This window comes from Catellatospora sp. TT07R-123, assembly GCF_018327705.1.
Lineage (GTDB): Bacteria > Actinomycetota > Actinomycetes > Mycobacteriales > Micromonosporaceae > Catellatospora.
This window is the reverse complement of sequence record NZ_BNEM01000001.1, coordinates 2,093,466-2,114,435: the sequence shown is the minus strand read 5'-3', so window position 1 is coordinate 2,114,435 and position 20,970 is coordinate 2,093,466. Positions and strand designations below refer to the sequence as shown.

Annotated in this window: 18 protein-coding genes and 1 riboswitch; of the genes, 5 read left to right on the top strand and 13 right to left on the bottom strand. The window is 73.4% G+C overall.

Features of this window, described 5'->3' with window-relative positions; all coding sequences use genetic code 11:
* Nucleotides 1-103 precede the first annotated feature (103 nt).
* From Cs7R123_RS08830 to Cs7R123_RS08820, 3 genes are all read right to left on the bottom strand, one after another.
* Nucleotides 104-454, bottom strand: a complete 351-nt coding sequence (locus Cs7R123_RS08830) for a VOC family protein (protein ID WP_212825021.1) — start codon at nt 452-454, stop codon at nt 104-106.
* Between the two features lie 124 nt (nt 455-578).
* A complete protein-coding gene (locus Cs7R123_RS08825) occupies nt 579-2,690 on the bottom strand; it encodes an alpha-galactosidase (RefSeq protein WP_244871706.1) in 2,112 nt (703 codons plus the stop codon).
* 72 nt (nt 2,691-2,762) lie between these two features.
* The gene (locus tag Cs7R123_RS08820) at nt 2,763-3,530 is read right to left on the bottom strand and encodes a GNAT family N-acetyltransferase (protein WP_212825020.1); all 768 of its coding nucleotides are present in this window, start codon (nt 3,528-3,530) and stop codon (nt 2,763-2,765) included.
* Between the two features lie 94 nt (nt 3,531-3,624).
* Here Cs7R123_RS08820 and Cs7R123_RS08815 point away from each other — a divergent pair, with 94 nt between their 5' ends.
* Nucleotides 3,625-3,804: a hypothetical protein gene (locus tag Cs7R123_RS08815; RefSeq protein WP_212825018.1), complete on the top strand. Its 180-nt coding sequence runs from the start codon at nt 3,625-3,627 to the stop codon at nt 3,802-3,804.
* Nucleotides 3,805-3,880: 76 nt separating this feature from the next.
* Here the strand turns inward: Cs7R123_RS08815 and Cs7R123_RS08810 are convergent, their stop codons facing one another.
* The 5 genes from Cs7R123_RS08810 to Cs7R123_RS08790 all read right to left on the bottom strand — a co-directional run bounded on the left by Cs7R123_RS08810 (nt 3,881) and on the right by Cs7R123_RS08790 (nt 7,372).
* Entirely contained in the window at nt 3,881-4,639 is a 759-nt protein-coding gene (locus Cs7R123_RS08810) for a DNA polymerase beta superfamily protein (protein WP_212825016.1), read from the bottom strand.
* Nucleotides 4,640-4,684: 45 nt separating this feature from the next.
* The gene (locus Cs7R123_RS08805; protein ID WP_212825014.1) at nt 4,685-5,395 is read right to left on the bottom strand and encodes a DNA polymerase beta superfamily protein; all 711 of its coding nucleotides are present in this window, start codon (nt 5,393-5,395) and stop codon (nt 4,685-4,687) included.
* A 115-nt stretch (nt 5,396-5,510) separates the two neighbouring features.
* Nucleotides 5,511-6,515: an L-glyceraldehyde 3-phosphate reductase gene (gene mgrA / locus Cs7R123_RS08800; RefSeq protein ID WP_212825012.1), complete on the bottom strand. Its 1,005-nt coding sequence runs from the start codon at nt 6,513-6,515 to the stop codon at nt 5,511-5,513.
* Between the two features lie 10 nt (nt 6,516-6,525).
* Complete coding sequence (locus Cs7R123_RS08795; RefSeq protein WP_212825010.1) at nt 6,526-7,068, bottom strand: GNAT family N-acetyltransferase; 543 nt, start codon at nt 7,066-7,068, stop codon at nt 6,526-6,528.
* Nucleotides 7,069-7,111: 43 nt separating this feature from the next.
* Nucleotides 7,112-7,372 carry a DUF6289 family protein gene (locus tag Cs7R123_RS08790; protein ID WP_212825007.1) on the bottom strand — a complete coding sequence of 87 codons (261 nt, stop codon included), beginning with the start codon at nt 7,370-7,372 and terminating at the stop codon, nt 7,112-7,114.
* Between the two features lie 216 nt (nt 7,373-7,588).
* On the opposite strand from Cs7R123_RS08790, the gene Cs7R123_RS08785 reads away from it, so the two are divergent.
* From Cs7R123_RS08785 to gcvP, 3 genes are all read left to right on the top strand, one after another.
* Nucleotides 7,589-8,056: an NUDIX domain-containing protein gene (locus Cs7R123_RS08785; protein WP_212825005.1), complete on the top strand. Its 468-nt coding sequence runs from the start codon at nt 7,589-7,591 to the stop codon at nt 8,054-8,056.
* A 108-nt stretch (nt 8,057-8,164) separates the two neighbouring features.
* The gene (locus tag Cs7R123_RS08780; RefSeq protein WP_212825003.1) at nt 8,165-9,133 is read left to right on the top strand and encodes a zinc-binding dehydrogenase; all 969 of its coding nucleotides are present in this window, start codon (nt 8,165-8,167) and stop codon (nt 9,131-9,133) included.
* 105 nt (nt 9,134-9,238) lie between these two features.
* A riboswitch (glycine riboswitch) is annotated at nt 9,239-9,330 on the top strand.
* A 60-nt stretch (nt 9,331-9,390) separates the two neighbouring features.
* Nucleotides 9,391-12,195 (top strand): aminomethyl-transferring glycine dehydrogenase, encoded by a 2,805-nt coding sequence (gene gcvP / locus Cs7R123_RS08775; protein WP_212825001.1) that lies wholly within the window; start codon nt 9,391-9,393, stop codon nt 12,193-12,195.
* Between the two features lie 117 nt (nt 12,196-12,312).
* Here the strand turns inward: gcvP and Cs7R123_RS08770 are convergent, their stop codons facing one another.
* A complete protein-coding gene (locus tag Cs7R123_RS08770; protein ID WP_212829021.1) occupies nt 12,313-12,510 on the bottom strand; it encodes a DUF5999 family protein in 198 nt (65 codons plus the stop codon).
* A gap of 179 nt (nt 12,511-12,689) precedes the next feature.
* On the opposite strand from Cs7R123_RS08770, the gene Cs7R123_RS08765 reads away from it, so the two are divergent.
* Nucleotides 12,690-13,904 (top strand): chorismate-binding protein, encoded by a 1,215-nt coding sequence (locus tag Cs7R123_RS08765; protein ID WP_212824999.1) that lies wholly within the window; start codon nt 12,690-12,692, stop codon nt 13,902-13,904.
* 718 nt (nt 13,905-14,622) lie between these two features.
* Here Cs7R123_RS08765 and Cs7R123_RS08760 read toward each other — a convergent pair.
* From Cs7R123_RS08760 to Cs7R123_RS08745, 4 genes are all read right to left on the bottom strand, one after another.
* Nucleotides 14,623-16,371 carry a substrate-binding and VWA domain-containing protein gene (locus Cs7R123_RS08760; protein WP_212824997.1) on the bottom strand — a complete coding sequence of 583 codons (1,749 nt, stop codon included), beginning with the start codon at nt 16,369-16,371 and terminating at the stop codon, nt 14,623-14,625.
* A 182-nt stretch (nt 16,372-16,553) separates the two neighbouring features.
* Complete coding sequence (locus tag Cs7R123_RS08755; protein WP_212824995.1) at nt 16,554-17,705, bottom strand: alanine racemase; 1,152 nt, start codon at nt 17,703-17,705, stop codon at nt 16,554-16,556.
* Nucleotides 17,695-19,317 (bottom strand): IucA/IucC family siderophore biosynthesis protein, encoded by a 1,623-nt coding sequence (locus Cs7R123_RS08750; RefSeq protein WP_212824993.1) that lies wholly within the window; start codon nt 19,315-19,317, stop codon nt 17,695-17,697. The genes Cs7R123_RS08755 and Cs7R123_RS08750 overlap by 11 nt, the downstream gene beginning before the upstream one ends.
* On the bottom strand, nt 19,317-20,876 hold the full coding sequence (locus tag Cs7R123_RS08745) for an IucA/IucC family siderophore biosynthesis protein (protein WP_212824991.1): 1,560 nt from the start codon (nt 20,874-20,876) through the stop codon (nt 19,317-19,319). Before Cs7R123_RS08745 ends, Cs7R123_RS08750 begins: the two co-directional genes overlap by 1 nt.
* Between the last annotated feature and the right edge of the window lie 94 nt (nt 20,877-20,970).

Sequence of the window (20,970 nt, the reverse complement as noted above, 5' to 3'; positions counted from 1 at the left end):
TGAGGCGTTACGCGGTGAGGCGTTACGCGGTGAGGCGTTACGCGGTGAGGCGTTGCGGTTGGCGGCGGGGGTGGGCGGCGGGGGTGGGCGGTGGGGTGAGGGGTTAGCGGTCTACGACCAGGAGGAGGTTGCCGTCCAGGTCGGGCACGGTGAAGAAGCGGCAGACCCCGGGGTCGCCGGTCAGTTCGGTCACCGGCTGGCCCTCGCCGTCCAGCCGGGCGTGCACCGCGTCGAGGTCGTCCACGACCAGGTTGTGGGTGGCCCACGGCAGGCCCGGCTGGGCCTTGACGCCGCTGGCCGGTCCGAGCAGGGTGAGCCGCCCGCCGTCGGCGTCCACGAGCACGGCGGACCACTCGTCCACCGACTGCCGCCCCAGGTCGAAGGCGCGCTCGAACCACGCCGCCGCGGCGGCCGGGTCGCGTACGGGCAGGAAGGCCGATCCGATCCTCGTCACGGTCGGTGACGATACAAGGAACCTCCGACACCGACCGCAAACCCGACCGCAAGCCCGACCGCGAGCAAGGTCGCGAGCAAGGTCGCGAGCAAGGTCGCGAGCAAAGCTTGCCAGCTCGGCCCGGTCAGTCGACCCGGTGCAGCTCCAGCACGAACCCGTCGGCCGGGCGCAGCAGCGGTGCGGCGAGCCCGTGCCCGGCCAGCGCCGCGCCGGTGAGGGTGAGCTGCGGCGACCAGTCCTGCGCCCATACGCGGGGGACGGGCAGTTCGGGCACCAGGCCGACCCGGTAGCGGGCGCGCGGGTCCAGGCCGGGCAGCCGCAGCCGGGTCGCGCCGTCGTACGCGCTGGCGGTGAGCTGGGCGTACGCGAACAGCGCGTGCCCGCCGTCGGCGGCGACCACGCCGTACAGGTGCGCCGACGGGTCGGGGTGGTCGGCCCGGACGGTGCGGCCGGTGTGCAGCAGCCCGCGCAGCCGCCGGTACGCCGCGATCCACGCCGCCAGCGCCGCGCGCTCGCCCTCGTCGCAGCCGGTGACGTCCCACTCGATGCCGGCGTGCCCGAACAGCGCGGTCACGCAGCGGAAGGTGAGGCTCGCGGCCCGGCCGTTGGTGTGCGACACGGGCGGCCCGACATGGCAGCCCATCAGCTCCGGCGGCAGCAGCAGCCCGGTCCAGCGCTGGAGGTGCTGCCGTTCCAGCGGGTCGTTGTTGTCCGAGGCCCACACCCGGTCGGTGCGGGCGAGCACGCCCAGGTCGACGCGGGCGCCGCCGGACGAGCACGACTCGATCTCCAGGGCGGGGTGGCGCTGCCGCAGCGCGTCGAGCAGCGCGTACGCCGCGGCCGTCTGCGCGTGCACTCCCGCCGCCCCGTCGTGCACCGCCTCGACCAGGTCCCGGTTGTGGTCCCACTTGAGGTAGTCCGGCCGGTACTCGGTGACCAGCGCGTCGAGCCGTTCCAGCAGGTACGCCGAGACCTCGGGCCGGGCCACGTCGAGCACCTGCTGGTGCCGCCAGTTCAGGGGCAGCCGGTCGGGTGCGGCCAGGAACCAGTCGGGGTGGGCGCGGGCCAGCTCGGAGTCCGGGTTGATCATCTCGGGTTCGACCCAGAGCCCGAACTGCATGCCCAGCCGCCGCACCTCGTCGACCAGCGGGTGCAGGCCGTCCGGCCATACCCCCGGATCGACCTGCCAGTCGCCGAGCCCGGCGGTGTCGTCGCGGCGGCCCAGGAACCAGCCGTCGTCCAGCACGAACCGCTCCACGCCGAGTTCGGCGGCGGTGCGGGCCAGCGCGGTCAGCCGGTCCAGGTCGTGGTCGAAGTAGACGGCCTCCCAGGTGTTGAGGGTGACCGGCCGGGGCGTGCGCGGGTGGCCGTCGCGGGCCCGCAGCCAGGCGTGCACCGCGTCGGACAGCCCGTCCAGGCCCGACGCCGAGTGGCTGAAGTACGCCCACGGCGTCGTGTACGTCTCGCCGTCGCGCAGCCGGACCTCTCCGGCGCCCAGCAGCTCGCCGCCGCCGAGCACCCCGTCGCCGTCCACGGTGCGCTGCGCGAGCTGCGTGTGGTCGCCGCTCCAGCCGACGTGCACGCCCCACACCTGCCCGTGCCGGAATCCGAACCCGGCGGTCCCGGCCACGAAGAACGGCGCGGCGTCGAACCCGGTGCGCCCCCGGCGGCTCTCGTGCGCGATCGTCTGGTGCCCGAACGCGCTGCGCTGCGGCACCCGCTCGCGCGACCAGCGCCCGGTGAAGTCCAGCACCTCGACCGCGTCGGCGGGCACGGGCAGCAGGCACAGCAGCCCGTCCACGGTGTACACCCCGGGTCCGCTGCCGGTGACCGCGTGCCGCAGCCGCAGCACGCCCTGCGGGGTGAGTTCGAGCTCGGTGCGCAGCCGCACTCCGGCGTCGGCGTCGGCGGTCTCGACGGTCACCGTGCCGCCCCCGCGGGGGTCGGTCGTGACCGCGACCGGCGCGGTGCGCAGCAACCGCAGATGGGGGTACGTCCCGTCGCGGTGCCCGGCCAGCGCGGGCCGCCCGGCCCACTGCTGCGCCTGCGCGGGCAGCAGGCTCGCGCCCAGCGGCTGGTGCGGGTACACCGACTGCCCGGCCGCGAGCAGGTCCGTCACGTCCTCGCCGGGGTCGGCACCCCAGTGCAGCACCCGGGGCAGCCCGGGACCGGTCGCGTCCAGCACGACGCCCACCCCGGCGGCGCGCAGCAGCACCGGCTCGTCAGCAGCAGTCACAGATTCACACCCGATCAAACGTAATCGAACATCGGCTCGCGGCAAGATCGTAGGAGGGCGGTCCGGGCCGCGTCAACGCGCTACGCAGGCGAACTCCGCGTACTCGGCGATCGTGGTGAAGCCCAGCCGCCCGTAGAGGGCCAGCGCGGCGGCGTTGTCGGCGTGCACGTTGAGCGTCACGTGGTCGACGGTCTCGCGCAGCAGGCGGCACAGCGCCGCGACCGCGCCCCGGGCCAGGCCCTGCCCGCGTACGTCGGGATGGGTGGTGACGTTGCCCAGCGCGCTCACCCGGTATGCCGGGGACCAGACGTGGACTCCGGCCACGGCCAGCAGGCGGCCGTCGCGGCGCACCCCGACGTACTGCCCGGTCTCCAGCATCCGCCGGTCGAACCAGTTGCCGGGGTAGGCCTCGGCGTAGAGCTTGGACAGTTCGGGCAGGTCGGCCGGACCGAGCACGTCCCCGAGCGGCTCCGCGGCGTGCAGCGCGGCCGGGTCGGTCAGCGCCATCTTCAGGTGCGGGCCGCCGGATTCGAGCCGGTAGCCCTCGGCGAGCACCCGGTCGGCGCCGGGGGACAGGTGGGCGTAGAGGCGGCGGGGCAGCAGCGGCAGCAGCTCGCGCAGCAGCGGTCCGACCGAGCCGGGCCCGGCCGGGTCGAAGGCGAGCAGGGTGGGCAGGCCGCCGCCGTGGTAGACCAGCGCGAGCGCGTCGTCGCGGCGATACCAGGTGGTGTACGGCCAGAAGAAGTCGTCCAGGTCGCCGAGCTGGTAGGCGTACCGGGCCGGGTCGCGCCCCAGCAGTTCGGCCAGCTCGTCCCGATCGTGCACGCTGTGTACCGGCATCCGCCGATGATCACATGCCCGGGGCGGGTTTACGAGCGGGGCGGGTGGGTCATCAAGGGGGCAGGAATGGACCGTCACCCCTCGGGAGATAGAGATGTTCGCCGTCATCGCCGCGATCCTGTTCGGCCTCGCACTGCTGCTGGACCTGGTCAACGAGAGCATCGGCAGCCTGTTCACGCCGACCACTCTGGTCACCGCGGGCCTGCTGTTCCTCGCCCTGCACATGGCCGGTGCGGGCGGCTACGTACGCGGGCGGTCCTGGCGCCGCCGCTGACACCCGGCGCCCCATGGTCGGGCGGTGTGCACTTCCCCCGTGGTGCACACCGCCTTTTTCGCGCCCCGGCTTCGGCTCAGCCCAGCCGGGCGCGGACCACCAGGTCGTGCAGGGCGTCGGCGGCGGTCGGCTGGGCGGGCAGCTTCGCGTCGGCCTTGGCCTGGTTCAGCTGCTCGCGCAGCCGGGCCGTGTCGGCCAGGATCCGGTCCGGATCGGGCAGTCCGGCGTCGGCGCCGAGGACGCGGTGCTCGCCCTCGCGCTTGGCCGCGATCAGGTCCGGCACGTACGGCAGGTCGCAGTCGCCGTACAGCAGGGTCAGGTCGGCCTGGACGGTGCCGGTGCGCATCAGGTGCAGCCCGGTGCACAGCACCCGCAGCAGGTAGAGCGCGGCCTTGAGCCGGCCGGTCTTGGTGAACAGCAGTTGCGACGACGTGGCGAAGCCCAGGTAGTGGTCGGCGTAGCCGGTGGACAGGCAGCCCGGGACCAGTGACAGCAGCTCGGCGTGCACCTCGGTCGTGTGGATCACCAGCGGCGAGGTCACCTGCTCCAGCACGTCGCCGCTGCGGCGCAGCAGCAGGCGGCAGCTCTTGGCCAGGTCGTGGGTGACCAGGTCGAGCTCCACGCCGTCGCGGTCGCCGGTGTGCGACAGCGTCTCCGGGCCGTGGCGCAGGCCCACCAGCTCGCGCGGGGGCAGCAGGTGCGCCCCGCGCAGGTCGACGTCGGAGTCGACGGAGGCGAAGCCGTAGAGGTGCGCGCCGCTCACGGTCGCGAAGATCATCGGGTACGGCTGTTCGGCGACCACGTCACCGGTCCAGGCGGGCACGATCGTGGTCATCGCCCAAGTATTGACGACGCGCCCCGCCATCGTGAATTCGCCGGTTCAGGTGGACGTGGGTGCCGGTTCGGTCCAGGCCAGGCCCGCCGCGCGTACCTCCAGCAGGAACGCGTCGATCGCGGCCCGGTCCGGCTCGGCCGGCAGCACCGGTGCGGCGGCCGCCGCGGCCAGCCGCGCCGTGCGCTCCCGCGCCATCGCCTGCACCCGCTCGAACGGCAGCTCGCCGCACTTGACCGACAGCAGCAGGTCGCGCTCGTCGCGTACGTCCACCAGCACCTGCCCGGTCTCCAGCACGTGCGAGCCCGCCCGCAGCAGCCGCAGCATGTGCATCGCCTGCTTCCAGCGCACCTCGCCGGTACGTTCGAAGTGGCCGGTGAGCTTGGCGAACTGGTCGGCGGCGTAGCGGCCGTACGTGTCGGCGGCCCGCTGCGACAGGAACGACTCCCGCACCGCCAGCAGCCGGTGCCCCAGCGGCGTGATCCGCTCCACCAGCGGCGACCACAGGCATTCCAGCACCGTCGGGTTCGCGGTCAGCGCGAGCGCGCACAGCCGCTCGACCTCCCAGGAGAACTCCTCGTGGCGCGGCCCGTCGACGTGCGTGGGCGGCTTGTCCAGGTGCCAGAACAGCCTGGTCGGGGCGGCGAAGACCCCGCGCCGGTCGGTGTCGGAGTCCGGCCCGTCCAGCCCGTACGCCCGCGATCCCACCACCACCGACAGGATCGTGTACCGCTCGACCAGCCCGTGCCACGCATCCATGCCCGGCACGCTAACGCACCGCCGTTCCCAGATCACGCGAGTTGCCGGGCAATCGGGGGTATCCGGCACCTCGATACCCCCGATCGCCCGGCAACTCAGCTGATCTTGATCGCGGTCAGGCGATGTCGGCCTCGGTGGCGAAGCGGTCGATCTCGGCCAGCTCGTCGGCGGTGAAGGACAGGTTGTCCAGGGCGGCGACGTTGTCCTCCAGCTGCTTGATGCTGGAGGCGCCGATGACCAGCGACGTCATCCGCTCGTCGCGCAGCGCCCAGGCCAGCGCGAGCTGCGCCAGCGACTGCCCGCGCCGGGACGCGACCGCGTTCAGGCCCTCGACCTTGGCCCGGTTGCTCGGCGTCAGCGCGTCCTCGTTGAGGAACCGGCTGGTGCGGATGCGCGAGTCGTCCGGCACCCCGTTCAGGTACCGGTCGGTCAGCAGTCCCTGCGCCAGCGGCGAGAACGCGATGCAGCCCGCGCCGACCTCTTCGAGGGCGTCGAGCAGGCTGTCCCGCTCCGTCCACCGGTTGATCATCGAGTACGACGGCTGGTGGATCAGCAGCGGCGTGCCCAGGTCCTTCAGGATCGCCGCGGCCTGCCGCGTCTGCGCCGACGGGTACGACGAGATGCCCACGTAGAGGGCCTTGCCCGCGCGCACCGCCGCGTCCAGCGCACCCATCGTCTCCTCCAGCGGAGTGTCCGGGTCGAGGCGGTGGGAGTAGAAGACGTCGACGTAGTCCAGGCCCATCCGCTTCAGCGACTGGTCCAGCGAGGCGGTCAGGTACTTGCGCGAACCCCACTCGCCGTACGGGCCCGGCCACATGTCGTATCCGGCCTTGGTGGCGATGACCAGCTCGTCCCGGTACGGCTTCAGGTCGGTGGCGAGCATCCGGCCGAAGTTCTCCTCGGCCGCGCCGGGCGGCGGGCCGTAGTTGTTGGCCAGGTCGAAGTGGGTGATGCCGAGATCGAAGGCGCGCCGGACGATCTCGGCCTGCCGCTGCCAGGGCCGCTCGTGGCCGAAGTTGTGCCACAGGCCGAGGGAGATGGCGGGCAGCTTCAGGCCGCTGCGTCCGGAACGGCGGTAGATCATCCGGTCGTACCGCTTCGGTTCTGCCACGTACGTCATGGAGATCAGCCTAGTGGCGGCGGCCGGGGTCGATGCCGTCGGCTTGTCGGCGTGGGACGGCGGGCGTAGCCGCGCGGTAGCGCACCACGGGCAGGCCGCGCCAGGTGTCGCGGCCGTCGTCGGGGCGGAAGCCGACCCGCTCGTAGAAGGCCCGCGCCCCCGCGTTCTGCTCGACCACCCACACGACGCACTCGCCGTGCCCGGCCTCGCCGAGCCCGAGCAGCGCATCCTCGACGAGCAGGCGCCCACCGCCCTGACCCTGGGCGGTGGGCAGCAGGTACACGGCGTCGATCTCGCCGGTGCCGTCGGGCCCGGACTCGGCCGGACCGCTCAGGGCGTAGCCGACCGCCGTCGCGCCGGACTCGGCCAGCCGCAGGCGGCGGGCCGGATCGGCGGCGGCGCGGGCCCAGTTCGCGCTGGTGCGGTCGAGGTCGAGGCCGTCGACCAGGGCAGGGTTCAGCCGGCCGTACGTCGCGCGCCACGCGGCGAGCTGGATGGCGGCGATCGCCGGGCCGTCTGCGGGCACGGCCGGGCGCAACGACAGCGGCGGCATGCCCGCGAGGCTACCGAAACCCGTGCCGGGCGGGCGGCCGCTCTCACTCCACGGGCGGGAGGTCCACGCACTGCTCGCTGATGAAGACGGAGTAGCCCGCCTTGATGCCCCAGTCGAGCACGGTCCCCTCGCAGTTGGTGGTGTGGCCGCCCTGCAGCCGGGTGTGCGCGGCGTCGGCGTAGTAGAGCCAGCCGCACTTGGTGTTGGCCAGGCACTGCCCGTACGCCTGGGCGGGGGCGCCGGGCACCAGGACGGCCGCGGCACCCGCGGCGGCGAGGGCGAGCGCGGCGATGCGACGCTTCATGCGAATCTCCTTCAGTGACGAGTATCGAATCGATAATCGTCGCACCAATGTCGGTCGCGCAAGGGCCGCTGCCAGGCGTGATTCGTGCAGTTTCGGGGAAAGTGCAGGAAAGCCGGGCGTGATTCCCGCACTTTCCCCGAGACTGCACGAACGATCCGCGCGTGGCGAGCGGCGAGCGGCAGGCGGCGAGCGGCGGTGGCGCCGTAGGCTGGCGGGGTGACATGGGTCGATCCGGCGCAGTGGTATCAGAGCCTGCCCACGTTCCACGTGTCGGCCAGCGCCCTGGTCACCGATGCCGAGGGCCGGGTGCTGCTGGTGAAGGCCACCTATCGCGACCACTGGTCGTTCCCGGGCGGGATCGTCGAGGCGGGCGAGCCGCCGCACCTGGCCGCCGCGCGGGAGCTGGCCGAGGAGGCCGGGCTGGAGGCCGAGGTCGGCCTGCTGCTGCTGGTCGACTGGGCGCCGCCGCAGGGGCACCGCTCGCGCGCCATGGCGCACTTCCTGTTCGACGGCGGGACCGCCGCCGCGGCCGCCGACCCGACCGATCCGACCGAGATCGCCGAGGTCGGGTTCTTCGCGCCGGAGACCGCGTCCGAACTGCTGGCCGAGAACTCCGCCCGGCGCCTGGCGCCGGCCCTGGCCGCCCGCCGCGCGGGCCGGACGGTCTACCTGCCGCATCCCTGATCCCTCGCGGGCGGCCTTGACCTCAAGTCGACTTGAGGTTTTAACGTCGTGGCGGGCACCCGGCGGACACCGCCGGGTGACGCGGCCTGCCACACCCCGAGGAGCACCATGCGCGCCATCCGCCAGTACGAGTTCGGCCCGGCCGAGAACCTGCTGCTCGAACAGGTCCCCGACCCGGAGCCGGGAGACGGCCAGGTGGTGATCGAGGTCGAGGCGGCGGGTGTGCACCTCATCGACACGAGCATCCGCAGCGGCGGGCGCACCCCGTTCCCGCTCCCGGCCCTGCCGATGACACCCGGCCGCGAGGTCGCGGGCCGGGTGGTCGCGACCGGGCCCGGGGCGGACCCGGGCTGGCTGGGCCGCCGCGCGGTCGCCCACCTCGGCCTGACCAGCGGCGGGTACGCCGAACGCGCCCTCGCCGCCGCCACCTCCCTGCACGAGATCCCCGACCACCTGTCCGCCCCGACCGCCGTCGCGATGATCGGCACCGGCCGCACCGCCGTCAGCGTGCTCGACCGCGCCGCCCTGACCGAGGCCGACACCGTCCTGGTCACCGCCGCCGCGGGCGGCCTGGGCACCCTGTTCGTGCAGGCAGCCCAGCGCGCGGGCGCGTACGTCGTCGGCGTCGCGGGCGGCCCCGCCAAGGTGGAGCAGGTGCGGCGCAACGGCGCCGGCACGGCCGTCGACTACACGGCGGCGGACTGGCCGCAGCGGGTGCGGGCCGAGCTGGGCGAGCGGCGGTTGTCGCTGGTCATCGACGGCGTCGGCGGGCCGGCGGGCCGGGCGGCCCTGGAACTGCTCGCGCCCGGCGGCCGGTTCGTGATCTGCGGGTGGTCGTCGGGAAGCGCAACGGAGATCACCACAGCCGACCTGTACACCCGGGGCATCACCGCCAGCTCGGCGCTCGGCCCGGCGGTGACCCGGCCGCTGCGCGAGCTGGAGGAGCAGGCGCTGCGCGAGGCGGCCGAGGGCCGGCTGACCCCGCTGATCGCCGAGTTCCCGCTCGCCGACGCCGCGGCGGCGCACCGCGCACTGGAGGACCGGCGCACGGTCGGCAAGGTCGTCCTGCTGCCGTGAACAGCGCGGCGGGGCGGGTGTGACCTTCGAGGTTGCTGTGGCGATGCGGCAGTGGCCCAGGTTACGGTGCCGCCCAGGCGGTGCTGGTAGCGTGATTGGTGCCGGCACACCCGTGTGGGAGAGTCCGCGCGTCAGCGCGGCGCCGAAGGGGCAATTCCTCCCCGGAACCTCTCAGGCACCCGAACCGTACGGGCATGGCGACTCTGAAGCGACGCGACAGAGGGGGAGGGCTTAGGTCCTCGACCCCGGAGTCCCATATGAGTGCTTTCGTCGAACGTCACATCGGCCCCGGCTCCGCCGACACCGAACGCATGCTCAATGCCATCGGCTACTCCTCCATCGAGGAGCTGATGGACGCGGCCATCCCCGAGGTGATCCGCTGGCACGGCACCCTCGACCTGCCCGCCGCCGCCACCGAGGCCGAGACCCTGGCCGAGCTGCGCACCCTGGCGTCGCGCAACGCGGTGCTGACCTCGATGATCGGCCTGGGCTACCACGGCACGCACACCCCCGGCGTGATCAAGCGCAACGTGCTGGAGAGCCCGGCCTGGTACACGGCGTACACCCCGTACCAGCCGGAGATCTCGCAGGGGCGGCTGGAGGCGCTGCTCAACTTCCAGACCATGGTCACCGACCTGACCGGGCTGGCCACCGCGAACGCCTCGATGCTGGACGAGGGCACCGCCGCCGCCGAGGCGATGACGCTGGCCCGCCGCTCGGCCAAGAGCAAGAGCAACGTGTACGTCGTCGACGCCGACGCGCTCCCGCAGACCATCGACGTGATCACCACCCGGGCCGAGCCGCTCGACATCGAGGTGCGCGTCGTCGACCTCGACACCGAGGAGCTCCCGGCCGAGTTCTTCGGCCTGCACGTGCAGTACCCGGGCGCCTCCGGCGCGCTGCGCGACCACGCCGAGCTGATCGCCGCCGCCCACGCCCGCCAGGCGCTGGTCGCGGTCGCCGCCGACCTGCTGGCGCTGACCCTGGTCCGCGCCCCGGGCTCGATCGGCGCCGACATCGCCTGCGGTTCGGCCCAGCGCTTCGGCGTGCCGATGGGCTTCGGCGGCCCGCACGCCGGCTACCTGGCCGTACGCGCCGGGCTGGAGCGCTCGCTGCCCGGCCGCCTGGTCGGCGTCTCCAAGGACATCGACGGCACCCCGGCCTACCGGCTGGCGCTACAGACCCGCGAGCAGCACATCCGCCGCGAGAAGGCGACCAGCAACATCTGCACCGCGCAGGTCCTGCTCGCCGTCATGGCCAGCATGTACGCCGTCTACCACGGCCCCGACGGCCTGCGTGGCATCGCCCGCCACGCCCACGGTGCCGCCGTCCGGCTGGCCGACTCGCTGCGCGCGGGCGGCGTCGAGGTGGCGCACGGCGCGTTCTTCGACACCGTGACCGCGGTCGTGCCGGGCCGGGCCGACGAGATCGTCGCGGCCGCCGCCGCGTCGGGCGTGAACCTGCGCCGCGTCGACGCCGACCGGGTCGGCATCGCCTGCGACGAGACCACCACCGTGCTGCACCTGCGCGCGGTCGCCGCCGCGTTCGGGGTGGAGCTGGCCGCCGTATCGGGCGGGTCGGCGATCCCGGCCGGGCTGGCCCGCGACACCGAGTTCCTGACGCACGAGGTGTTCCGCAGCCACCACTCCGAGACCGCGATGCTGCGCTACCTGCGCCGCCTGTCCGATCTGGACTACGCGCTGGACCGGGGCATGATCCCGCTGGGCTCGTGCACCATGAAGCTCAACGCCACCACCGAGATGGAGGCGGTGACCTGGCCGGAGTTCGGGCAGATCCACCCCTTCGCCCCGGCCGCGCAGACCGCGGGCTACCGCGAGCTGATCACGCAGCTGGAGGGTTGGCTGGCCGAGGTCACCGGGTACGACGCGGTCAGCGTGCAGCCCAACGCCGGTTCGCAGGGCGAGCTCGCAGGCCTGCTGGCGATCCGGGCGTACCACCGCGCCAACGGCGACTCCCACCGCGACGTCTGCCTGATCCCGTCGAGTGCCCACGGCACCAACGCGGCCAGCGCCGTCATGGCGGGCATGCGCGTGGTCGTGGTGGCCTGCGACGACTCGGGCAACGTGGATTTGGTCGACCTGGACCGGGCGATCGAGAAGCACCGCGACGACCTCGCCGCGATCATGGTGACCTACCCGTCCACCCACGGCGTGTACGAGACCGGCATCGCCTCCCTCTGCGCCAAGGTGCACGAGGCGGGCGGCCAGGTGTACGTCGACGGCGCGAACCTGAACGCGCTGGTCGGCTTCGCCAAGCCGGGCAAGTTCGGCGCGGACGTGTCGCACCTGAACCTGCACAAGACGTTCTGCATCCCGCACGGCGGCGGCGGCCCCGGCGTCGGCCCGGTGGCGGTGCGCGCGCACCTGGCGCCGTTCCTGCCCGGTTCGAACGACGTGTCCGCGATCAGCGCGGCGCCGCACGGCAGCGCCTCGATCCTGCCCATCCCGTGGGCGTACCTGCGGATGATGGGCCCGGACGGGCTGGCGGCCGCGACCGGCACCGCGGTGCTGGCGGCCAACTACGTCGCGGCGCGGCTGCGCGAGCACTACCCGGTGCTGTACAGCGGCAACAAGGGCCTGGTCGCGCACGAGTGCATCCTGGACCTGCGTCCGATCACGAAGGCGACCGGCGTGAGCGTCGACGACGTGGCCAAGCGCCTGATCGACTACGGCTTCCACGCCCCGACGATGTCGTTCCCGGTGGCGGGCACCCTGATGGTGGAGCCGACCGAGAGCGAGGACCTGGCCGAGCTGGACCGGTTCGTGGACGCGATGATCTCGATCCGCCGCGAGATCGACAAGGTCGGCTCGGGTGACTGGCCCTCCGACGACAATCCGCTGGTCAACGCGCCGCATACGGCGTCGATGGTGACCGGGGACGAGTGGCCCCACGCCTACCCGCGCAGCGTCGCGGCGTACCCGGCGCGGTCGAGCGCGTCGGAGCGGGCGGGGAAGTACTGGCCGCCGGTGCGCCGGATCGATGGGGCGTACGGCGACCGGAACCTGGTCTGCTCCTGCCCGCCGCCGGAGGCGTTCGCCTGACGGCGGTGAGCCGATGAAACCCCGCGTCGCGCCGGCCTGGACACAACCTCGGGCCGGCCGGCGTGGCGGGGACGGCGGCAGCTCTGCCGCCTGGTGAGAGCCTTAGGGTGTGATCCGTCAGGCCATCGCGTGCACCGCGGGACCGCGGTGCGGGGCGACGCTCGACCCGTCGGGGAGCAGCTCGCCGGTGTCCTCGAAGACGATGACACCGTTGCAGAGGAGGCTCCAGCCCTGCTCCGGGAAGGAAGCCACCACCTTGGCGGCATCGTGGTCGATGGCGTCGGCGGACGGGCACTGCGGTTGGTGCTGGCACAACATCTCGGGGTTCTCCGCGATTCGGTTAGGGGTGAGGGCGTGGTTGCTCGGTCAGAGGCGAACCGGCGCCGGTGTGCGGTCGATCACATGAACAGTGACGCACGCTACCAAGCCGAACGAGCCTTTTACGAGCAGGTGACGCTGGGCGTTTTCATTTATCAACCGTTCGGACGAGACGAATGAAGCCGGTCGGTCTATACCCCACCCATGGTCCGGCCAGGGACATCCCTGGCATTCCGGCATCGTGCCGTGACCAGGCGTGGGAACGCTCCCGGTTCGAGTGGCGCGTGGGTGACCCGGGTGACCCGGCCGCTCTTGTCGAATCTTTTCTGACCCGCCATAACCTCATTGTGAATGATGTGTCCGCTTGTTGTACTTCTTCGGAAGTGCCCGATCGGGAACACGACATCTGCGGCGCGGCGCTGTTCGTCTCCGCCGCCGGTGGAGCGGCCATGGCGGGCGGCCGGCAGGGCGCCCCCAGCCCCGTCCCCTCGGTGCCGGACGTGGTCGCGGTGGTTTACGCGCACTCCGCCACCGTACGCCCGCAGGGCGAACCGGACGCCCCGTCCGGGCAAACGCACGGCGACTGGCGGTTGGGGGCTTGGCGGCCCTCCTGGAGCCCCGCAGACCATGCCGCAGCGGTGGAGCAGGTGCGGGCGTCGATCGCTCGCGGCGACGTATACCAGGTCAACGTGGTCGGCCACGCCTCGGCCGGGTACACCGGCGATCCGCTGCCCGCGCTACGGCGGCTGACCCGGCTGCCGGGCGCCCGCTACGCGGGGATCCTGTCCGGCGACGGCTGGGCGATCGGCTGCGGCTCGCCGGAGACCCTGCTGCGCGTACGCGGCGGCGAGGTGCTGACCCGCCCCATCAAGGGCACCGCCCCGGCCACCGCCGCCGGGCGCGCCGAACTGCTCGCCTCGCCCAAGGAGCGGGCCGAGCACGTCATGATCGTCGATCTGATGCGCAACGACCTGTCCCACGTCGCCGTCACCGGCACGGTCCGGGTGCCCCGGCTGTTCGCGCTGCGGCCCTGGTGCGACCTGTGGCAGGCTGAATCGGACGTGACCGCCCGGATCCGGCCCGGCACCGGGCTCGCCGAACTGCTGCGCGCCGTCTGCCCCGGCGGATCGGTCACCGGGGCGCCGAAGCTGGCGGCGCTGGCCGAGATCGCCCGGCTGGAGCCGGTCGGGCGGGGTGTCAGCATGGGCGCGCTGGGCTGGATCGGTCCCGACAGCATCGACCTGGGCCTGACGATCCGCACCGCCGCCGTCGACGGCACCTCTGTCCACGTATGGGCCGGCGGCGGCATCACCATCGACTCCGACCCGTGGGCCGAGGTAGCCGAAGCCGCCGCCAAAGCCGCCCCAGTCCGCACCGCCCTCCACAGCTGACCCCACCCACCCCACCTCCGCCGCCCCCGCCCCCTATCCGTTGATCATGAACTTATGGCAGGGTTCGACGGTGTGTCGCCACCCTGGCACCGTGATCGATTCGGCTGGCCGGGGTGGTGAGACGCCGAGCCCCGGGGGTACCCATTGCGGCGCCGGCGGCGGGGAAGGGCGGCGATGTGGCCTGCGAACGTGGTTCCGAAACGGCGCCCGCGTGGGCATGATCGCCGTCTTCGGTCATAACCTCGCCCCGAACCGCCGAAGGTGACCGGAAGCCGCGATCTCCGCGTGAAGATCGCCGCCGTCGGTGCGTGAAGATCGCCGTCGTCGGTCAAAACCTGGGCCTGAGCCGCTGAAGCTGACCGGAAACCGCGATCTCCGCGTGAAGATCGCCGTCTGTGGTCGGAGTTGGCCGCCTGGATCTCCGCGGGGTCGGGAGGGGGCCTTCCCCGCGGCGCCATTCATAGACGCTGGCCTATTACATCGTTTCCAAGAAGATCATCTTCCACGTAATAGGCCAGCGTCTATGAAAATCGGGGCGGGCGGCCGGGCGGCCGGGCGGGCCGGGCGGGCTGAGCGGGCTGAGCGGGTTGAGCGGGGCGGCTGGGCGGGGCGGCTGGATCGGGTTCGGGGTCGGCGGGGGTGGGGGTCGGAGGTTTGGGGTGGGGCGGGTACGGCGAAGGGCCCGCCCCGGTGGGGGCGGGCCCTTCGGGCGGGTGCGTCAGTTGACGTCGAAGATGGCGCTCATGAGGACCTTGCCGATGTCGTACGACCGCTCGGAGCTGTAGGTGTTCTCCCCGGTCGCGGCGCTGATCTTGGCGAGGGCGGTGCTGTTCTCCGGCTTGCCCAGCGCGATCGTGACGATCTTGACGGGCCGGCTCGGGTCCGCCGCCTTGATCTTCGCGGTGAGCTCTTCCAGCTTCAGGCCCTGGAGCTGGTCGTCGTCGGCGCCGTCGGACAGCAGCACGATCATGTTGGTGGCGTCGGGGACGTACTGCTTCTGCATGGTCTGGTACGCCGCCCAGACCGTGTCGTACATACCCGTGTTGCCGCCCGGCTCCAGCTCCTTGAGCTGCGACACGAGGGTGTCGCGCCGCGAGGCGCTCTCCCCGTCGGTGTCGACGTCGTCGTTGAGCTTGCCGACCGGCACCACCTCGCGGTAGGCCTTCTTGCCCGACTGCTGCGAGGAGAAGGCCCACAGGCCGACCTGGGCGTCGTCACCGAACAGCTGGATCGCCGCCCCGGCGCCCGACTTGGTCAGGTCCAGTTTGGTCAGGCCGGTGCCGCGCACCACGCTGCCCATCGAGCCGGACACGTCCAGCACCAGCAGCATGTTGGTCGGGCGGGTCAGCGCGGTCCAGGTGTTGACCGTCTGGGTGATCGACTCGCTCAGCAGCACGCCGCCCGGCAGCGCGGTCAGCTTGCTGACCACGCCGTTGTTCTGCGACAGCTTCGGACCGGGCACGCGGTTGGAGTCGCGGTAGCCCATCGACTGCACCTCGGCCCGGGCGGGCTCCTCGCGCAGGTACTGGAGGAACGCCTGGGCGGCGTCGACCCGCTCCTTGCTGGTCCACGCCGCGTTCTTCAGCACCAGGTACGGGTTGTCCGCCTCGGTGGTCGCGTTCTGCGGGTAGACGGCGACCAGCGGCAGGTCCGGGTGGGCCTCGTTGTGGCGCACGATGTCCTGCTCCAGCGCGGGGAACGCGGTCAGCGACTTGCCCTGGCCGGCGACGTACTCCGCGAACAGCTCCTCGGTGGTGCTCTTGTACACCGACAGGCGCTGCTCCAGCTGGAACACCCGGCCGAGCTCGGTGGAGTCGACCTCGGTGTTGTCGTCGGCGTCGATGATCGCCGACAGCGCGAGCAGGCCCGCGGTCGAGGTCGCCGGGTTGCTCATGCCGATCTTGATGGACTTGTCCTGCGCGAGCTTGTCGAGCAGGTCTTTCCAGTCCAGCTTGGTGTTGGGCCAGTTGAGCTGCTCGGCGACGGTCCGGGGCATCGCGATCACGACGGGCGTACGCGCCACGCTGGGCAGCAGGTCCGGCAGCAGCCGGTCGGCGGTCTCGCTGGCGGCGGCGGCCTTCTTCACCCAGGCGCTCGACGGGGGCACCCATACGTCGGGAGCCGGGCCGGAGGCCGTCGGGTCCCAGTCGTGCGCGAGCGCCTCCACGGTGACCGCGGTCTCCTGCACGCCGATCTTCACCGAGGCGCACACGCCGTTGACCGACGGGTTGGTCTGCGCCCACTTGCCCGCCAGGTCCTGCAGCAGCGCGGCAGTCGTCGGCGGCGCCACGATGGTGGCCTGGGTGCTGCCGGAGCAGGCGTTCTTGATGAGGTACACGTAACCGATGGTCAGCCCGGAGCCGACCAGCACCAGTGCCATCGGGATGACGAGCCAGGGTGCGATCGTGCGGCGCCGGCCGCCACCGCGCCGGTGCGATCGGACCGCGGAGCTACGGCCGTTCGGCATCGGGGCCTCCGCATTTCAAGGGGTGGGGGTGGGGGTGGAACAGGTGTCGGGCACCACGGGGACGGTGCTGGACCGGGACAGTCTAGGACGTTGTCAAGCCAGCTCGAACAGCGCGGACCATGTCGTGATCATCCGATTCGCTGGGTAGACGGCGAGGTCACAGGGGGTGACCCGCAACCGGGTCAGAGCACCACGAAATCGGGCTCGGGGTGGCGCAGGAACATGTGGTGCGAGATGTCCCAGCCGTACGCCCCCGTGCGGCCGAAGACCAGCACGTCGCCGACGCGCAGCCGCTCGACGTGCCGGTCGCGGGCGAGCACGTCGCGCGGCGTGCACAGCTCGCCGACCGCGTCCACGGCGGTCTCCTCGACCTGCGGCCGCGGCCACGGGTACGGCCAGTGCTCGACCGGGAGCACCGTGAACGGGTGGCTGTAGCCCCACGCCGCGGGCAGCCGGAAGTGGTGGGTCCCGCCGCGCAGCACCGCGAACCAGCGGCCGTGGGTCTGCTTCAGGTCCAGCACCTGCGCGGCGTACCAGCCCGCGTCGGCGGCCAGCCACCGGCCCGGTTCCACCACCAGCTCGATCCCGGCGGGCACGTCGAACCGCAGCGCCGCCGGATCGAACACGGCGTCCCCGGCGTAGTCGACGCCGAATCCACCACCGGCGTTGACGCTGCGCAGCGCCACCCCCAGCTTGTCGGCGACCAGGACGGACCAGTCCAGCGCCTCGGCCAGGAACCGCGCGTGCGCGGCCGCGTCGAGGTTGTTGGAGACGGCGTGCAGGTGCCAGCCGGTCAGGTTCACGCCCGGCAGCGAGTGCGCCAGCGCCACCGCCTCGGGCAGCTGCGCCTCCTCGACGCCGAACGGGGTGGCGGCCCCGGCCATCGCGTGCGTGCCCGGCAGCCCGCCCTCGGCCCGGTTGACCCGCAGCGTGATCTCGGCGGTCTCGCCTACCTCGGCCGCGAGCAGGCTCAACCGGCGCAGCTCGTGCACGCTCTCGACGTTGACGGTGGCGCGCAGCCGCAGCGCGGCGGCCAGCTCCGCGTCGGTCTTGGCCGGGCCGCCGAACACGATCCGGCGGGCCCCGGCCGCCTCGGCCAGGGCCAGTTCGCCGCCGGAGGCGACCTCCAGCCCGTCGCAGACCCGCGCGGCCGCACCGACCAGCGCGGGATGCCCGTTGGCCTTGACCGCGTAGCAGACGGCCACGCCGGGCAGGGCGGCGCGCAGCCGGGCGACGCGGTCGGCGAGCACGGCGGGGTCGTACACGTAGGCGCAGACCGGGTCGGGCAGGGCGCGCAGCGCCTCGGCCACGCGCGGCGGCAGGTCAGCGGGCATACAGCGGATTCTGCACGGGCACGTGGAGATCGCCGGAACCGGCCAGGCGCATCCTGGTCAGCGCCTTGTGCGGCACCGTCGGCGCGGTGTAGAAGGCGTGGTCGGGATGTCCGGCCAGGGCGGCGTCCACGACGCGGCGCACCACCGCCCAGGCGTCGGCCTCGGCCAGCCCGTGCGACTGGCCCAGCCGCAGCACCACCTCGCCCAGGTGCGCCTGGAACGCCGTGTACGCCACCTTCGCCAGCAGCACCGGCTCGTCGCCCGTGCCGATCACCGACCCCGGCCACAGCCGCAGCCCGATCCCGGCGGCCGCCAGCCGCCCCTCGTGCACGCGCATCCCGGCCAGGTCCCGGATGCCCATCCGGTGCGGGACGCCGCCGCGGAACACCGGCACGCAGTTCTGCAGGTGCGCCTCCAGCCCGATGCCGTAGCGGGCGGCCAGGCGCAGCACCGGCGGCAGCAGCAGTTCGGCGTACTCGGTGAGGAAGCCCGTCGCGGCCGCCTGCGGCGACGCGAGTCCGCGGGTGCGGGCATACCGGTCGACCAGGCCGGACAGGACGGTGCCGCCGCTGACCGGGTCGACCGCGGCCAGCGCGCTGCCGGGCACCGGCTCGTCGCCCGGCGCGAGCAGCGGGCCGAGGCCGTCGCGGACGATGGTGCTCAGCTGGCGCGAGTCGCCGACCAGCGCGGCCGTGCCCGCCGGTTCGGTCATCAGCAGCAGCCGCTCCCCGGCCGGGTCGTCGGCGAGCAGCGCGCTGAGCACCGCGGACAGGGCGGGCCCGTTGCGGGTCGAGGCGACCGAGATGGTCCGCCGGGTCGAGGTGATCTGGACGTCCAGCGACAGCTTCAGGTACACGGCCGGGCCGGGCCGGTTGGTCAGCAGCACCGTGCGCAGCGCCGCCGTGGGCAGTGCGGGCAGCACCGGGTCGAGCACCCGCAGCGTGCCGTCGGCGAACAGCTCCGGGTGCCGCTCGCGCAGGCGCCGCAGCTGCCAGATGTGCACCGGCAGCACCCGCCGCCCCGGCGGCGCCGCGACGCCCAGCCGCTCGGCCGGGTCGTCGCCGAGCACCAGATCGGGCCCGGCGGCGACGAACCCGACCGCCGTCGACGCGGTCTCCAGGTCGTGCGCGATCATGTCGGCCGCGCCCCAGCCCAGCCGGGTCCGCCCGCACGGGTGCAGGTTGTGCCCCTCGGTGGCCAGCCGCTCCAGCCGCGCCACCCGCTCGTCCGGGTCCAGGTCGGCCAGCAGCGACGGCAGGTCGGGCAGCCCGAGCGCGGTCGCGGCAGCCCGGTGCCCCGGGTCCTGTACGGCGCGCCGCGCGTACGCCAGGGCCAGCCCGTGCACCGCGCTGTCCAGTTCGGCGCGCAGCCCCGGATGGTCGGTCAGCGACAGCGGGTCGTCGGCGACCGGCCCGAGCACCACCCGCTCGAACCCGTGCACCGTGCCCCGGAAGCGCCGCCGCGCGTCGCCCAGGTCCTCGCGCCACAGCGCCTCGGCCAGCCGCGTCGCGACCGCCTCGCGCGCCCGCGGCAGCGCGTCGCGGTAGCCGTCGAGCAGGTCCGGGGCGATCCCGGCCACCTCGGCGGCCATCGAGCCGTCGAGCGTGCGCATCACTGGGCCAGCGGGTTCGGCAGCGCGGCCCACACGTCGGCCAGCGGATCGTCGGCCAGCCGCATCACCGTGGTGGCCTTGAGCGGCAGGGTGTCGCCGAGCACCGCGCGGGCGTCGCCGGCGGCCGAGGGCGGCAGCGCGTCGTAGAGCGCCTCGACCCGGTCGCGGACCAGGCGCCACAGCGCGGCCGGGTCGACACCGTACTCCCGGCTGACGGTCGCGATGGGCTCGCCGAGCGCGACCGCGATGCCGGAGGCCAGCACCTTGGCCCGCAGCTGCGCGGGGTCGTCGGTGGCCAGGTCGCCGTGCAGCGCCGGCACGTCCGCGCCGTGGCGGCGCAGCCGCTGCGGGCTGACCCGGATGCCGCCGATGTCGCGGTACGACAGCCCCGTGGGCCGCCCGTGGCTGAGCGTGACCAGCAGGTTCTGCCCGTGCGCCTCCAGCGCCACACCCCGGTGCAGCAGCGTCAGCAGCACCGGCACGATCAGCCCGGCCAGGTCGGCGACGAACCCGGCGGGGTGCCCGCCGTAGCCCGACGTCACCGCCTCGCACAGCAGCGGGCGGCCGTCGGCCGGCGAGGGCGCCGACAGCGCCGCGACCGGCAGGATCACCTCGTTCGGGCCGGGGCGGGCGGCACGGCGGGCCACCACGGCCAGGCTGCGCAGCGGCTGCCCGGACTCGTCGAGCACCGCGCCCGCGGCCAGCTCCGGCCACACCGACAGGCCCAGGTCGGCGCCGAGCTGGGCGAGCAGTTTCGACACCACCGGGCCGTTGCGCACCGCGGCGGGGGAGACGATGCGGACCGCGCTGGTCATCTGCACGTCCACCGACGTCTTGTAGTGCCGGGTGGGGTCGGCGACCGCGGCGAGCGTGCGCAGCGACATCAGCGGCCGGGCCGCGATCTTCTCGCCGGTCGGTTTCAGGAAGGGGTACGCCGACAGCACGTGCTCGCGCTGCCACGGGTGCACCGGCAGCCGGGGTGCCAGCCCCGCGCCCGTGGTCAGCCAGCGCCTGGCCGGGACGGTGAACACCTCCAGGCCCACCGTGGGCCGGTGCTCGGGGGCGTACGCCAGGGACTCGGCCTGGGACATGCCGAGCCGGGTGCGGCAGCAGGGGTGCAGCGGGTGGCCGTCGACCACGGCCTGCTCCAGCACCGCCAGGCCGTCGGCGCGACCGGCCAGCGCGTCCAGCACGGGCGTGCCGCGGTGCGGGCCGGGCTGCCCGGCGCGGGCCAGGGCCAGCTGCACCACGCTGTCGGCGACCTCCTCGGCCAGCCGCCGCGGATGTCCGGGCAGGTCGAGGGCCCGCAGCAGCGCGGCGGGGTCGTCGTGGCGCTCGGTCTCCAGCGCGATGCGCAGGCCCTCCGGCGCGACGGCGAACATCTCGGCCATCGCGGCGCTGCCCATCAGCCGCTGGCCGGAGGCGAGGGTGACCAGGACGTCCGTGCCGTACACCCGGCGCTCGGCCACGCCGGGCAGCGGCTCGCGGACCAGGGCACCCCACAGCCGGGCGAGCACCGCAGCGCGGGCGCCGGGGAGCGTGTCGTCGGTGTTCGGCACGGTGTTGATGGGAACCCCTCCCCGGCAGCGACGGCTGGAGATCCAGTGTGGACCACGCCTGTCCGGCCCGCTACCGGGCCGAAACCAGCCTAGC

Coding starts and splice junctions, on each gene's coding strand:
- Cs7R123_RS08790 (WP_212825007.1), bottom strand. CDS start 7,372: ATGAAGCGTCGCATCGCCGCGCTCGCCCTCGCCGCCGCGGGTGCCGCG.
- Cs7R123_RS08810 (WP_212825016.1), bottom strand. CDS start 4,639: ATGACCACGATCGTGCCCGCCTGGACCGGTGACGTGGTCGCCGAACAG.
- Cs7R123_RS08815 (WP_212825018.1), top strand. CDS start 3,625: ATGTTCGCCGTCATCGCCGCGATCCTGTTCGGCCTCGCACTGCTGCTG.
- Cs7R123_RS08755 (WP_212824995.1), bottom strand. CDS start 17,705: ATGCCCGCTGACCTGCCGCCGCGCGTGGCCGAGGCGCTGCGCGCCCTG.
- Cs7R123_RS08750 (WP_212824993.1), bottom strand. CDS start 19,317: ATGCGCACGCTCGACGGCTCGATGGCCGCCGAGGTGGCCGGGATCGCC.
- Cs7R123_RS08820 (WP_212825020.1), bottom strand. CDS start 3,530: ATGCCGGTACACAGCGTGCACGATCGGGACGAGCTGGCCGAACTGCTG.
- gcvP (WP_212825001.1), top strand. CDS start 9,391: ATGAGTGCTTTCGTCGAACGTCACATCGGCCCCGGCTCCGCCGACACC.
- mgrA (WP_212825012.1), bottom strand. CDS start 6,515: ATGACGTACGTGGCAGAACCGAAGCGGTACGACCGGATGATCTACCGC.
- Cs7R123_RS08780 (WP_212825003.1), top strand. CDS start 8,165: ATGCGCGCCATCCGCCAGTACGAGTTCGGCCCGGCCGAGAACCTGCTG.
- Cs7R123_RS08760 (WP_212824997.1), bottom strand. CDS start 16,371: ATGCCGAACGGCCGTAGCTCCGCGGTCCGATCGCACCGGCGCGGTGGC.
- Cs7R123_RS08795 (WP_212825010.1), bottom strand. CDS start 7,068: ATGCCGCCGCTGTCGTTGCGCCCGGCCGTGCCCGCAGACGGCCCGGCG.
- Cs7R123_RS08765 (WP_212824999.1), top strand. CDS start 12,690: ATGAAGCCGGTCGGTCTATACCCCACCCATGGTCCGGCCAGGGACATC.
- Cs7R123_RS08805 (WP_212825014.1), bottom strand. CDS start 5,395: ATGGATGCGTGGCACGGGCTGGTCGAGCGGTACACGATCCTGTCGGTG.